This is a genomic window from Citrobacter sp. S-77, from assembly GCF_963864895.1.
Lineage (GTDB): Bacteria > Pseudomonadota > Gammaproteobacteria > Enterobacterales > Enterobacteriaceae > Citrobacter > Citrobacter murliniae.
In genome coordinates this window covers 2319170-2333481 of record NZ_CAWLWU010000002.1, presented here as the reverse complement: position 1 = coordinate 2333481, position 14312 = coordinate 2319170, and the positions used below count along the sequence as shown (strand labels likewise).

Here is a 14312-nt window from a genome sequence, read left to right as displayed (position 1 = left end):
GTGTTACTAATTGTAAACTTAAAAAGATGTATTGTTAACTCATCTATTAATTCAGCTAAATAGTTCCAGAGTTATCATACGATCCAGATGCCGCGTGAAGGCGGGATCGGCCATTTCCGCAATACCCAGCACATACATGCCATCAAGACCACAGACCAGACCGATTAAACGCCAGGCGACGTCAGCGGCATCCGGTGCGCGGGAAAATTCGCCGGCCTGCTGGCCGCGGATAATGATAGCCGTTGTCTCTTCGTGCCACATTCGCATCGTCAGTAGATAGGCGCTTTTGATTTCAGGATCTTTATCCGCCAGGATTTGCGCTTCGCGCCAGAGCTTGATGTAAGGCTCGAACCCACCTTCCTCGCTGCCGAGCATCGAATGCAGTCGTTCGCGAAAACTAGCGTCTTCACTCACCAGTTCAGCATCGAGCAGAGTACGAATCAGTCGAACAAAAGCCAGGGATTTGAGTTCACCGGCGGAGGTAAAGTGGTGGTGTAACTGACCAGTTGCCACGTTAGCCTCTGAGGCTATTCGTCGCACCGTCATGGCAGTAAAACCTTCCTCCAGCGCCACTCGCATGGCTGCCTGCAGGATCACTTCCCGACGTTCATCTCGATTCAAATAGCTCATACACCCTCCAGTACCTGTGTTGTTCGCAGTCTAACAAAAAAAGTTGGACATGTGTTCAATTTTCCGTAGGATCGCCAAAGCTGGACATGTGTCCAGTTTCAGTTTGAAGGGATTTTTATGTTTCGTCAGTGGTTAACGTTAGTGATTATTGTGCTGGTCTACATCCCTGTTGCGATTGATGCAACGGTGCTGCACGTTGCCGCGCCCACGCTAAGTATGACGCTGGGTGCCAGTGGTAACGAGCTACTGTGGATCATCGATATTTATTCCCTGGTAATGGCAGGGATGGTCTTGCCGATGGGGGCTCTGGGCGATCGCATCGGTTTTAAACGCCTGCTGCTATTGGGTGGAGGGTTATTTGGTCTGGCGTCGCTGGCCGCAGCGTTTGCACCTACTGCCGGCTGGCTCATCGCCACCAGAGCGGTGCTGGCCATCGGTGCGGCGATGATCGTACCGGCGACGCTTGCCGGCATTCGTGCGACCTTTGCCGAGCAACGCCACCGCAATATGGCCCTCGGTGTCTGGGCGGCAGTGGGTTCCGGTGGTGCGGCATTTGGTCCGTTAGTCGGCGGCATGCTGCTGGAGCACTTCTACTGGGGATCTGTATTCTTAATAAATGTCCCGATTGTTCTGGTCGTGATGGCATTGACCGCGCGTTACGTTCCGCGCCAGGCAGGACGTCGCGATCAGTCGCTAAATTTCGGTCATGCGATAATGTTGATTGTCGCTATCTTGTTGCTGGTTTATAGCGCCAAAACTGCGTTAAAAGGACATATCGCGACCGGTGTGATTGTACTGACGTTGTTGGTTGGCGCCCTGTTGCTGATGCAGTTTGTTCGCATCCAGCTTGCTGCTTCGCGCCCAATGATTGATATGCGTCTATTTACGCATCGCATTATCCTTAGCGGCGTTGTGATGGCCATGACCGCGATGATAACGCTGGTAGGTTTTGAGCTGTTGATGGCTCAGGAGTTGCAGTTTGTTCACGGTTTAACACCGTATCAGGCGGGGCTGTTTATGTTGCCGGTGATGCTGGCGAGCGGATTCAGCGGACCGATCGCCGGAATGTTGGTATCACGTCTGGGATTACGCTGCGTAGCAACGGCAGGTATGGCGCTGAGCGCAGTCAGCTTTTACGGACTGGCAATGACAGATTTCAGCTCCCAGCAGATACAAGCCTGGATTTTAATGGCCTTACTGGGTTTCAGTGCCGCCAGTGCGCTATTGGCTTCAACCGCAGCTATTATGGCGGCAGCCCCGGCTGAAAAAGCGGCAGCAGCAGGGGCGATCGAAACCATGGCCTATGAACTGGGTGCCGGACTGGGGATCGCTATTTTTGGTTTGTTGCTGAGTCGCAGTTTTTCCGCATCGATTCTGCCACCTGCCGGACTTAATCCGCAGGAGCTGGAGCGCGCTTCATCATCGATGGGCGAGGCGGTTCAATTAGCGCATTCGCTTCCACCTTCCCTGAGTGACGCGTTGCTTGCAGCTGCCAGAGAAGCGTTTACCTGGTCTCACAGCGTGGCATTGAGCAGCGCTGGCAGCATGCTTATCGTGTTAGCGGTAGGGATGTGGTTCAGTCTGGCGAAGGTGAATAGTCAATAACTAGTGGGCTAGATGACAGGGGTAATCCATCTCTTCGACTTCTTTTCCACTCAGACGAGCATATTGCCCCGTCAGTCTCCAGAACGCAGGTTGTGTTTCAGTATAGATTTCTGCCGCTAAAATCAGGCGGCGGCGATCTACCTCGTTAAGTTCGAGTAACGTCCACGGAATAAAATAGCGATCGCTGTCGGTCAGCGTAAACCACAGTGGGCAGCCGCAACCTGAACAGAAAAAACGTTCTCCACGCGTTGAAGAGGGAAAGTGCGAAGGTTCGATTGACTCTGGCGACATCAGCGGATGACCACTGGCTTCCAGATACATGGCGATGCCTCCTGACCACTTCTGGCATAGCGTGCAGTGGCAGGCATAGACATCAAGCATTTCGACGTTAACGGTAAAATGACTTTGTCCGCAAAGACAACGACCTGTGAACGTCTGCACGGCATACTCCTTATGACCGAGTCTACTTCAAGAGAAAAGCCAGCCCGAAGTGGACTGGCTTTGCATTCAGACTACAACAAAATTAGAACTGGTAGTTCAGGCCAACAGCCACAACGTTGTCGGTGCTTACACCAGCAATACGAGTGAAGTTGTTGTCATCCAGCAGGTTGATTTTGTAATCAACGAAGGTGGACATGTTTTTGTTGAAGTAATAGGTAGCACCCAAGTCTACGTATTCAACCAGATCCTGGTCACCGAATACAGCGATGTCTTTACCTTTGGATTTCAGGTAAGCAACGGACGGACGCAGACCGAAGTCGAACTGGTACTGAGCAACAGCTTCAAAGTTCTGAGCTTTTTCAGCGATACCGTTAACATTGGAACCGTAGGTGGTCATGTTGCGGGTTTCAGAGTAGGTGGTTGCCAGGTAGATGTTGTTCGCATCATATTTCAGACCAGCAGCCCATACTTCAGCGTTTTCACCGTTAGCTTTGAAAATGCTGCTACGGTTGTTCTGAAGGTCGGTACGGTCAGATTTCGCATAGGTAGCACCTACGCCAAAACCTTCGTATTCGTAAGTAGTAGACAGACCAAAGCCGTCGCCGTTAGCTTCTTGTACGTTGCTACGGTCGTTTTTGCCCTGGTACTGAGCTGCGAAGTTCAGACCTTCAACCAGACCGAAGAAGTCGGTGTTACGGTAGGTTGCAACGCCGGTAGTACGGCTGGTCATGAATACGTCAGTCTGGGTCCAGGTATCACCACCGAACTCAGGCAGAACGTCGGTCCATGCGCCGATGTCGTACGCTACGCCGTAGTTACGGCCGTAGTCGAAAGAACCGTATTCAGCGAATTTCAGACCAGCGAATGCAAGACGGGTTTTATCGCTGTTAGAACCACCGGTGGATTCAGCACGGTTACCTTTGAATTCATATTCCCACTGACCAAAACCGACCAGCTGGTCATTGATCTGAGTTTCGCCTTTGAAGCCCAGACGCGCATAAGTTTTGTCACCATCGCTTCCGTTATCATCAGAGAAGTAATGCTGAGCGTGAACTTTACCGTACAGATCCAGTTTGTTTGCGTCTTTGTTATAAATCTCAGCTGCGTTTACCGCACCTGCTGCCAACAGGGAAGTCACTGCCACTGCAACTAATTTAAGTTTCATTCTAAATAATCCTTATAATTTTTTCTTGGTGTGATTCCTAAACCATTGCTAAACGAAGGTGTTCGTCAATGGCAAACCATTTTTAAATGACGTTGTGGTATGAGTTCAATAATAAGTTTCATAATATTACGGAATATTTGAATTTGTGTGATCCAGATCTACATAATACAACTGATTGTATTAGTCGATATATGTGACTTGTCTGGATATATATATTTACCTGGGGGACTATTGAGGAGCGTATGGTTTAATTAACGTTAGTTTCGGTTGTGTAATATATGCATGCGAAAGAATATTGTTCATATTGCAATACTTTCGACTATTGATTAATAAATCACATATTTAACATTTAATTAAACAAATGCAAACATTAAATACAAGCTAAATGAACGTTAATTATCCATAATTTGATTATAGTGTAGCCGGGTTCTGAAAGCCCAGCTTCTTTTTCAGGCGCGACGTGTTGCTAACCAGCAAAGCAAGGAACCAGCACAGACCATCAGTGCGCCTTGCCAGAACGAAAACGAAAGTGGGGCGCTGAGTAATACGGCCGCGAGTGCAGACGACAGTACCGGGGTGAAATATGAACCAACGGCCATCACCGTCACGTTGCCGTGTAAAATACCAATATTCCACGCTGCATAGGCAAATCCTAACGTTAATGCTGCGGTAAACAGCTTAATGGTCACTGGAGTGCTGAAAACCATTTCTGGTTGAGGAGTGATAAAATAATAAACCCACAAACTCGTTGCCGTAAGTAAAACGAACACGGTAATACCATTAAAACCCTTCGCATATTTATTGGTCACTGTGCAATATGTTGCCCAGATAAATGCACCGAGAAAAGCGAGGAAATAACTGAGTGGGCTGGTCGCAACATTGTTGATAATTTCACCAGGTTTGAGTCCATTATCACCACCTAATACCCAACAGACTCCGGTCAATGCGACAATTAATCCAGGGATTACCAACCAGGTTGTTTTTTGACCATTGAACAATATGGCAAACAATATTGTCAGGCTTGGCCAGAGATAATTGACCATTCCTACCTCGATAGCCTGGTGTCGGGTTGCGGCATATCCTAATGCCAGCGCCAGACATATTTCATAGCTGACAAAAAGTACGCTACCGGCGATTAAATAACGAACAGGAATTTTGCGGATATTTGGAAATCCGACAGTAAAAATAAGCAGGAGACCACTTAATGAGAAGATCATCGCGGCACCACCTGCAGGCCCGAGTCCTTCGCTAACCCCACGAATCAGTCCTACCATCGTGCTCCATAACACAATGGCAATGAGCCCAATTAACGTTGCTTTTTGTTTTGTCATGCTGAATTTCAGTCCACGGTACTGGCGAAAATGAAGCTGAAATTTATAGCACCTTTACACTAAAACACGCCAACTAATTACCTTTTGCCTAACCCCTTGGGGGTACGAAGGTTAAACAAACTGCACTATTTAGTAGCGGAACCGTTTCGTTATTGATTTGACGCAAAAAAATTATGGATATAGCTGATAGTTTCGTCGCGAAGTTGTACACGCCATCTTCCTGGTTGCCGCTTTCAGTGCAACTTGAGGATGTCAGTGTACGCATCCCTGCAAAAAAGAGGAAAGCAATGGACGTCAGCCGCAGACAATTCTTTAAAATCTGCGCGGGCGGTATGGCGGGAACAACAGTTGCTGCATTGGGTTTCGCACCCAAGATGGCACTGGCTCAGGCACGAAACTATAAACTGTTACGTGCGAAAGAGATCCGAAACACCTGCACATACTGTTCCGTAGGTTGCGGGCTATTAATGTATAGCCTGGGTGATGGAGCAAAAAACGCCAAAGAGTCGATTTACCATATCGAAGGGGATCCGGATCATCCGGTAAGCCGTGGGGCACTCTGTCCTAAGGGCGCAGGATTACTGGATTATGTGCACAGCGAGAATCGTCTGCGCTACCCGGAATATCGCGCTCCGGGCTCCGATAAATGGCAACGCATTAGCTGGGATGAAGCATTCTCCCGCATTGCAAAACTAATGAAAGCTGACCGCGACGCCAACTTTATTGAGAAGAATGAGCAGGGCGTAACGGTAAACCGCTGGCTTTCAACCGGGATGCTGTGTGCATCTGCGGCAAGTAATGAAACCGGCATGCTGACGCAAAAATTTGTGCGCTCACTCGGCATGCTGGCGGTAGACAACCAGGCGCGCGTCTGACACGGACCAACGGTAGCAAGTCTTGCTCCAACATTTGGTCGCGGTGCGATGACCAACCACTGGGTTGATATCAAAAACGCTAACGTCGTAATGGTGATGGGCGGTAATGCCGCTGAAGCACATCCGGTGGGATTCCGCTGGGCGATGGAAGCCAAAAACAACAATGATGCCACGCTGATTGTTGTCGATCCCCGTTTTACACGTACAGCCTCGGTTGCGGATATCTATGCGCCGATTCGTTCCGGTACGGACATTACGTTCCTTTCCGGCGTGTTGCTGTACCTGATTGAAAATAACAAAATCAACGCTGAATACGTTAAGCACTACACCAACGCCAGTCTGCTGGTGCGGGATGATTTTGCTTTTGAAGACGGTCTGTTCAGCGGTTACGACGCGAAAAAACGTCAATACGATAAATCGTCCTGGAACTACCAGTTCGATGAAAACGGCTACGCTAAACGTGATGAAACATTAAGCCATCCGCGCTGTGTGTGGAATCTGCTGAAACAGCACGTTTCCCGCTACACGCCTGATGTGGTGGAAAACATCTGCGGAACGCCGAAAGCCGACTTCCTGAAAGTGTGTGAAGTGCTGGCCTCCACCAGTGCAGCCGACCGTACCACGACCTTCCTGTACGCGCTGGGCTGGACGCAGCATACCGTAGGGGCGCAGAACATCCGCACCATGGCGATGATCCAGTTGCTGCTCGGTAACATGGGGATGGCCGGTGGTGGCGTAAACGCCTTACGTGGTCACTCCAATATTCAGGGGTTAACTGACTTAGGTCTGCTCTCTACCAGCCTGCCAGGCTATCTGACGCTGCCGTCAGAGAAGCAGGCGGATCTGCAAACCTATCTGGCGGCGAACACACCAAAAGCAACGCTGGCCGAACAGGTTAACTACTGGGGCAACTATCCGAAGTTCTTCGTCAGCCTGATGAAATCTTTCTACGGCAATGCAGCGCAGAAAGAGAACGACTGGGGCTTTGAGTGGCTGCCGAAGTGGGATCAGTCCTACGACGTCATCAAATACTTCAACATGATGGATAGCGGGAAAGTTACCGGCTATATCTGTCAGGGCTTTAACCCGGTTGCGTCCTTCCCGGACAAAAACAAAGTGGTTCAGTCGCTGAGCAAACTGAAATATCTGGTGATTATCGATCCGCTGGTAACTGAGACCTCAACGTTCTGGCAAAACCACGGCGATTCTAACGATGTCGATCCGGCATCGATCCAGACCGAAGTGTTCCGTCTGCCATCAACCTGCTTCGCAGAAGAAGACGGCTCAATTGCCAACTCCGGTCGCTGGCTGCAATGGCACTGGAAAGGTCAGGACGCACCGGGCGAAGCCCGCAATGACGGCGAGATTCTGGCCGGTATTTATCATCGTCTGCGCGAGATGTATCGTACTGAAGGTGGTAAGGGCGTCGAGCCTGTGCTGAAAATGAGCTGGAACTATAAGCAACCGGACGAGCCGCATTCTGAAGAGGTGGCGAAAGAGAATAACGGCTATGCGCTGGAAGATCTTTATGATGCCAACGGCGTGCTGGTTGCGAAGAAAGGTCAGTTGCTCAACAGCTTTGCGCTCCTGCGTGATGATGGTACTACGGCATCCTCCTGCTGGATTTATACCGGTAGCTGGACTGAGCAGGGTAACCAGATGGCTAACCGCGATAATGCCGACCCGTCAGGGCTGGGTAATACGTTGGGTTGGGCATGGGCATGGCCTCTGAACCGTCGCGTACTGTATAACCGCGCCTCGGCGGATCCGCAGGGTAAACCGTGGGATCCAAAACGCATGTTGATCAAGTGGAACGGGACGAAGTGGACAGGCAACGACATCCCTGACTTCAACAACGCAGCACCGGGCAGTGGTACCAATCCGTTTATCATGCAACCGGAAGGGCTGGGGCGTCTGTTCGCCATCGATAAGCTGGCGGAAGGGCCGTTCCCGGAACACTACGAGCCGATGGAAACGCCGCTGGGAACTAACCCGCTGCACCCGAACGTTATCTCCAACCCGGCTGCGCGTCTGTACGAAGCGGATGCGTTGCGTATGGGGAATAAACAGGACTTCCCGTACGTCGGTACGACCTACCGTTTGACCGAACATTTCCACACCTGGACTAAGCATGCCTTGCTGAATGCGATTGCCCAACCAGAGCAGTTTGTGGAGATCAGCGAAACGCTGGCGGCAGCAAAAGGTATTGCCAACGGTGACTATGTGAAGGTCAGCAGCAAACGCGGATTTATTCGTGCAGTTGCGGTAGTCACGCGTCGCCTGCGCACCTTGCATGTTAATGGTCAGCAGGTCGAAACGGTGGGGATCCCAATTCACTGGGGCTTTGAAGGAGTCGCGCGTAAAGGCTTTATCGCCAACACCCTGACGCCGAATGTCGGTGATGCAAACTCGCAAACGCCGGAATACAAAGCGTTTTTAGTTAACATCGAGAAGGCGTAAGGGGGCGAACATATGTCTATGGAAACGCAGGACATCATTAAAAGGTCCGCAACAAACTCCATCACGCCGCCGCCTCAGGCACGTGATTACAAAGCAGAAGTCGCGAAACTAATCGACGTTTCCACCTGTATAGGCTGTAAAGCCTGTCAGGTGGCATGTTCAGAGTGGAACGATATCCGCGACGAAGTGGGTCATTGCGTCGGGGTGTATGACAACCCCGCCGATCTCAGCGCCAAGTCCTGGACGGTGATGCGGTTTACCGAAACTGAACAGAACGGCAAGCTGGAATGGCTGATTCGTAAAGACGGTTGCATGCACTGTGAAGATCCGGGCTGCCTGAAGGCATGCCCGTCTGCCGGAGCAATCATCCAGTACGCCAACGGGATTGTTGATTTCCAGTCAGAGCATTGTATCGGCTGCGGGTACTGTATTGCCGGGTGTCCATTTAATATTCCGCGCCTCAATAAAGAGGATAACCGCGTGTATAAATGTACGCTGTGCGTGGATCGCGTCAGCGTTGGGCAGGAACCTGCCTGCGTGAAGACCTGTCCGACCGGGGCGATACATTTCGGCACCAAGCAAGAGATGTTGGAAATGGCCGAGCAGCGTGTGGAAAAACTGAAAGCACGTGGTTTCGAACATGCTGGTGTCTACAACCCGCAGGGTGTGGGTGGAACACACGTTATGTACGTTCTGCATCACGCCAACCAGCCGGAGTTGTACCACGGTTTGCCGAAGGATCCGCAGATTGATACTTCTATCAACTTGTGGAAAGGTGCGCTGAAACCGCTGGCCGCCGCCGGATTTATCGCCACCTTCGCCGGACTGATTTACCACTACATTGGTATTGGCCCGAATAAGGAAGTGGACGACGACGAGGAGGATCATCATGAGTAAGTCGAAAATGATTGTGCGCACGAAATTTATCGACCGCGCCTGTCACTGGACGGTGGTGATCTGCTTCTTCCTGGTCGCACTGTCGGGGATTTCGTTTTTCTTCCCGACGTTGCAATGGCTGACGCAAACCTTCGGTACGCCGCAGATGGGGCGCATTTTGCACCCGTTCTTCGGTCTGCTGATCTTCGTCGCGTTGATGTTCATGTTCGTTCGTTTTGTTCACCACAACATCCCGGATAAGAAAGACATTCCGTGGCTGAAAAACATTGTGGAAGTGCTGAAGGGCAATGAACACAAAGTGGCGGACGTCGGTAAGTACAATGCCGGGCAGAAAATGATGTTCTGGTCAATCATGAGCATGATTTTTGTGCTGTTGATCACCGGTATTATTATCTGGCGTCCGTACTTCGCGCAGTTCTTCCCGATGCAGGTTGTGCGCTACAGCCTGCTGATCCACGCCGCGGCAGGCATTATTTTAATGCACGCCATCCTTATCCATATGTACATGGCATTTTGGGTGAAAGGATCGATTAAAGGCATGGTCGAAGGGAAGGTCAGCCGCCGCTGGGCGAAGAAGCATCACCCGCGCTGGTATCGCGAAGTTGAACGCGAAGAGGCGAAAAAAGAGAACGAGGAAGGGTTGAAATAGCCCATTAACGTTCTGCTGATAAAAATGGCGCTACCGATGTAGCGCCATTTTTTTGCCAAAAAAACGTCATGTTTGTGTCATCTGTGAAACGTAAGGTGTTGTCTTTCCAATAATAGAGAGTAAAAGACAATGCTTCTGGTAAAAAAATTACTCGCAGTTAGCCTGTTTCTTTGTGCGTCAGCTCAGGCGCAGAACATCCTTGAATTTCCTCAGCCGGAAAATAACCCGCAAGAGTTTTATGCCGTGACCGAAATCCCGGCAGGTGGGATCATTAAATATGAAACCGATGCCAAAACCGGCTTTATTGTTGCCGATCGATTCCAGTCGATGCCGGTTGCCTATCCGGCTAACTATGGCTCACTTACCCAGTCTCTGGCGGGTGACGGTGACCCACTGGATGTTATTTTCTATACCCGTGCGCCGCTGGCACCGGGAACATTGATTAAGCTGCGTGCCATTGGCGTGTTGAAGATGATCGACGGCGGTGAGAAGGACGACAAAATTGTCGCGGTACCGGCCAGTAAAATTGACCCGACTTATGACGACATCAACGAACTGAGCGATCTGCCAAAAATCGAAGTGCAACGGCTGGAGTCATTCTTCCGCGTGTACAAAGAACTGCCGGAAGGGCGCAAGAAGGTTGAGCTAAACGGTTTTAACGACGCCGCCGCGGCGAGGCAAGAAATCAAACAGGCCTGGGATGCCTGGAAAGAGAAAAAACCTCAGCAATAATGCCATGCCGGATAGCGCAAGCTTATCCGGGCTGCTGTTGCAGCATAAAGCGTGCGTTATTGAACGGTAAGCTTGCGCAGACGTGAAATATCCACGCTTTTTTTTGCTTGTGCGAGGCTCCAGGTATTTTGCAGGTTGAGCCACATTTCCGGAGAACTGCCGATCACGACAGAAAGTTTGATCGCCATTTCAGGTGTTAACGTTGCTTTTCCGGTTAACAACCGGCTTGCAGTTGAAGGTGCAATCCCCATTGCTCTGGCAAACTCGCGCAGACTGACGTTCAGCTCGTCCAACGCTTCCTGAATAATATCTCCCGGACGGGGATGATTTGCCATTTTCATCAATGATAGTCCTCGTAGTTCAGTATGTACGCGTCGCCATTGACGAATTCAAACGTAATGCGCCAGTTGCCTGAAACAGAAATTGCCCATATTCCACCACGATCGCCCGTCAGGGGATGGAGTCTATAACCGGGCATATTGATGTCTGTAACCCTGCTTGCCGCATCAATAACAGCGAGCCGGTGCCGTAATCGCCGGACATGCTCTGCCATAACGCCTGATGTTCGCCCATGAAGATACAAGTCGCGCAATCCTTTGTGCCTGAAGTTCACGATCATCCATGCCTTCCTTGTTCCTTCTGGAGGAACGCTATCATTAGTGTTCCATTAAACGCAACGTTACGGGGCGCTATTTTGTAAAATAGTGCCGTTAACGGGTTAAAAGGAAAAGCAGGTCAGGGAATATCTGGAAAGCACTACGCAGGAATAACCGGATGGTGGCTTACTGCCTTATCCAGCCTACACGAGCATTTGCGCATGTAAGCCGGATGAGTTTGCTTATCCGGCAATATGTTTACTCAAGTTGTGAATTCAGTCGTTCAATCTCCTTACGCCATTGCGCCTGAAGTTGCGGCTTCTGGTGTTTTGGCTTGCGCGCGAGATCGTCGGCCAGTCGTTGTTCCAGTTCCAGAAGCTGTTCCAGTACAGCATCGCTGTCAGGACTCATTTCTGGCACCACTTTTACCCGGGTTTTACTGGCGCTTATTTCATCAGCGGTTTCCTGAATGCGTGCGCTAATCGCTTCCAGATCGTGCCATTCGCTGAGTTCACCATCATCGATAAACCAAAACCGGTTACAGCTTTGGCTGATAAGGTGACGATCATGACTGACCAGCAACACGCCACCGCTAAAGCTCTGCAGCGTTTTTGCCAGCGCCTCTTTGCCTTCCATGTCCAGATGGTTGGTCGGCTCATCAAGCATCAACAGGCTATAGCGGGCGAGTGTCAGCCCGACAAACAGCAGTCGAGAACGCTCGCCACCGCTTAACGTGCTGACTAACTGCTGGTGACGGATCCACGGAAAGCCCGCACTAATCAACGCCATCTTGCGAACATCAGGCTGTGGGGCAAACGGCTCCAGCGCATCAAACAACGAATCGTCATCCGCGAGCTGATGCAGTGTCTGGTCGTAATACCCCAGCGTGACACGAGGGTGTAACACCAGTGAACGGGACGCCATCTGCGACTGGTATTGCTGCCAGATAAGCCGTAATAGCGATGATTTTCCACAACCGTTACGGCCAACAATCGCCACGCGGTCACCGCTTTTGATTCTGATACCTTCGATAGAAAACAGCGTTGCAGCATCTGGCGCCGGCGAGACCGACAGGTGAGTCATCTCCAGCAAACGGTCTGCACGCAAAGCATCCCCCTGTAATGTTAGTGTCCACTGACTTCCTGCAGTCACTTCCGTCTGACTGTCTTTCAGGCGCAGCACCTGTTTTTCCATCTGTTTGGCTTTGCGGGACAAATCTTCGTTGTCGTAAACCCGTCCCCATGTGGCCAGCCGTTTGGCGCTGGCGGCGACCCGATCAATCTCTTTTTGCTCAGCTTTATAGCGTAGTGCATCGCTGACGTCCCGGTCGACAAGGGCCTGGCGCGCCGCGCTACAGGGCAGATCAAAAGCGTGCAGGGTGCGATCGCGCAGGATCCAGGTTCCATGGGTAACGGCATCCAGTAACTGCGGATCGTGAGATACCACCACAAAACTACCGGACCACTTCTGTAAGAACTGCTCCAGCCATAGCAATGTCGGTAAATCCAGATGGTTACCCGGTTCATCCAGCAACAAGAGATCAGGATTACGCATCAGCGCACGCGCTAACAGCAGCCGCGTGTGCTGCCCACCACTTAGAGTTCGCGTTGTAAGATGCAAATTGTCCGGCGTAAAGCCCATTTCAGCGAGAAGCGATTCAACCCGCCACTGCTGAGCTGCGCGCTCATGTTCGGGAAGCTGGGCAAGAACCGCCTCCTGTAGCGTTAGCGGGAGAATGTCGTCCGGCAAATGTTGTTCCACGCGGGCTAGATGACAGTGGTTGGCCTGCGCAATTAATCCGCTGGTGGGCGTAATTGTGCCATCCAACAGTTTTAATAACGTGCTTTTGCCACAGCCGTTATAGCCAATTAGCCCAATGCGGTCGCCTTTTTTAAGGGTAAAGGTGAGATCGTCGAAAAGCGCGCCGAATGCCGTATCAACGTGTAAGGATTGTGCGGTTAGTAATGTGCTCATTGTTGCTTACTCAAGAGTTACAGGCGTGAAAACGCCTCGTCAAACATCGCTGACGATAACCCGGTAAGCCCGAGAGAAGGGGATTTAGAAGTTAGCTTCGCTCAAGCAGAAGTTATCGCAGCACGATACCGATAACGCTTGAGCTCTGGCGATCGCCAAATGTATGTGAAGCGATGAAACGTTCACAGTACAGCATAATTACCTCCTTTTATTTTTCAGAATGTTAATCGATGATGAAAGTGTAATCGTAAGTTATGGATTCGCGCAAGCTTTGAACACCCGGCGGCAGGCGCCGCCGGGTAAAACCGTCAAATAGAAGTACGACGGTAGTCGCGATATTCTGCCTGCCAGAAATTCTCGTCAATCGCCTGTTGCAGCGCTTCGGCAGACGTTTTCACCGCCACACCTTGCTGCTGGGCCATTTTCCCGACGGCAAACGCAATAGCGCGAGAAACGGTCTGAATATCTTTCAGCTCCGGCAACACCAGACCTTCGCCGTTCAGTACCAGCGGTGAGTACTGCGCAAGCGTTTCACTGGCAGACATCAGCATTTCATCGGTAATACGCGATGCGCCAGAGGCAATGACGCCAAGACCGATACCCGGGAAGATATAGGCGTTATTACACTGGGCAATTGGGTAGGTCTTATCTTTCCAGACTACCGGAGCAAACGGACTACCGGTGGCGACCAGGGCATTACCTTCAGTCCAGGCAATAATATCCTGCGGCGTGGCTTCCACGCGCGACGTCGGGTTAGACAGCGGCATGACGATCGGGCGCGGACAATGCTTGTGCATCTCGCGGATAATCTCTTCGGTAAACAGACCCGTTTGCCCGGAAACACCGATCAGAATGTCCGGCTTAACGTTGCGAACCACGTCGAGCAGCGACAGCACATCTTCTTGCGTATCCCAGTGCTGCAGATTCTCGCGTTTTTGCACCAGTTTGGTCTGGAAG

13 protein-coding genes are annotated in these 14312 nt (G+C 50.9%); 5 read left to right on the top strand and 8 right to left on the bottom strand.

What is annotated here, in order from left to right; all coding sequences use genetic code 11:
• Positions 1-51: 51 nt before the first annotated feature.
• Positions 52-630 (bottom strand): TetR family transcriptional regulator, encoded by a 579-nt coding sequence (locus AACS05_RS11610; protein ID WP_045442993.1) that lies wholly within the window; start codon positions 628-630, stop codon positions 52-54.
• Between the two features lie 117 nt (positions 631-747).
• On the opposite strand from AACS05_RS11610, the gene AACS05_RS11605 reads away from it, so the two are divergent.
• Entirely contained in the window at positions 748-2235 is a 1488-nt protein-coding gene (locus tag AACS05_RS11605; protein WP_045442990.1) for an MFS transporter, read from the top strand.
• Here the strand turns inward: AACS05_RS11605 and AACS05_RS11600 are convergent, their stop codons facing one another.
• From AACS05_RS11600 to yddG, 3 genes are all read right to left on the bottom strand, one after another.
• On the bottom strand, positions 2236-2676 hold the full coding sequence (locus tag AACS05_RS11600) for a GFA family protein (protein WP_045442987.1): 441 nt from the start codon (positions 2674-2676) through the stop codon (positions 2236-2238). It abuts the gene before it with no gap.
• 82 nt (positions 2677-2758) lie between these two features.
• Complete coding sequence (ompC, locus tag AACS05_RS11595; RefSeq protein WP_045442984.1) at positions 2759-3841, bottom strand: porin OmpC; 1083 nt, start codon at positions 3839-3841, stop codon at positions 2759-2761.
• Between the two features lie 449 nt (positions 3842-4290).
• Positions 4291-5172, bottom strand: coding sequence for an aromatic amino acid efflux DMT transporter YddG (yddG, locus tag AACS05_RS11590; RefSeq protein ID WP_045442981.1), 882 nt, complete (start codon positions 5170-5172; stop codon positions 4291-4293).
• A gap of 287 nt (positions 5173-5459) precedes the next feature.
• Here yddG and fdnG point away from each other — a divergent pair, with 287 nt between their 5' ends.
• The 4 genes from fdnG (at position 5460) to AACS05_RS11570 (ending at position 10785) form a co-directional block, all read left to right on the top strand.
• Positions 5460-8507, top strand: coding sequence for a formate dehydrogenase-N subunit alpha (fdnG, locus tag AACS05_RS11585; protein WP_136345514.1), 3048 nt, complete (start codon positions 5460-5462; stop codon positions 8505-8507).
• 12 nt (positions 8508-8519) lie between these two features.
• On the top strand, positions 8520-9404 hold the full coding sequence (fdnH, locus tag AACS05_RS11580; protein WP_045442976.1) for a formate dehydrogenase N subunit beta: 885 nt from the start codon (positions 8520-8522) through the stop codon (positions 9402-9404).
• Complete coding sequence (fdnI, locus tag AACS05_RS11575; RefSeq protein WP_045442973.1) at positions 9397-10053, top strand: formate dehydrogenase-N subunit gamma; 657 nt, start codon at positions 9397-9399, stop codon at positions 10051-10053. Before fdnH ends, fdnI begins: the two co-directional genes overlap by 8 nt.
• A 129-nt stretch (positions 10054-10182) precedes the next feature.
• Entirely contained in the window at positions 10183-10785 is a 603-nt protein-coding gene (locus AACS05_RS11570; RefSeq protein WP_045442970.1) for an inorganic diphosphatase, read from the top strand.
• 56 nt (positions 10786-10841) lie between these two features.
• On the opposite strand, the gene AACS05_RS11565 is transcribed toward AACS05_RS11570, so the two are convergent.
• The 4 genes from AACS05_RS11565 to AACS05_RS11550 all read right to left on the bottom strand — a co-directional run.
• On the bottom strand, positions 10842-11126 hold the full coding sequence (locus tag AACS05_RS11565; RefSeq protein ID WP_045442967.1) for a HigA family addiction module antitoxin: 285 nt from the start codon (positions 11124-11126) through the stop codon (positions 10842-10844).
• On the bottom strand, positions 11126-11404 hold the full coding sequence (locus tag AACS05_RS11560) for a type II toxin-antitoxin system RelE/ParE family toxin (RefSeq protein WP_045442965.1): 279 nt from the start codon (positions 11402-11404) through the stop codon (positions 11126-11128). The genes AACS05_RS11565 and AACS05_RS11560 overlap by 1 nt, the downstream gene beginning before the upstream one ends.
• A gap of 235 nt (positions 11405-11639) precedes the next feature.
• Complete coding sequence (locus AACS05_RS11555) at positions 11640-13355, bottom strand: ABC-F family ATP-binding cassette domain-containing protein (RefSeq protein ID WP_045442962.1); 1716 nt, start codon at positions 13353-13355, stop codon at positions 11640-11642.
• A 308-nt stretch (positions 13356-13663) separates the two neighbouring features.
• The coding region (locus tag AACS05_RS11550; RefSeq protein WP_045442959.1) for a malic enzyme-like NAD(P)-binding protein at positions 13664-14312 on the bottom strand (649 nt) is incomplete at its 5' end.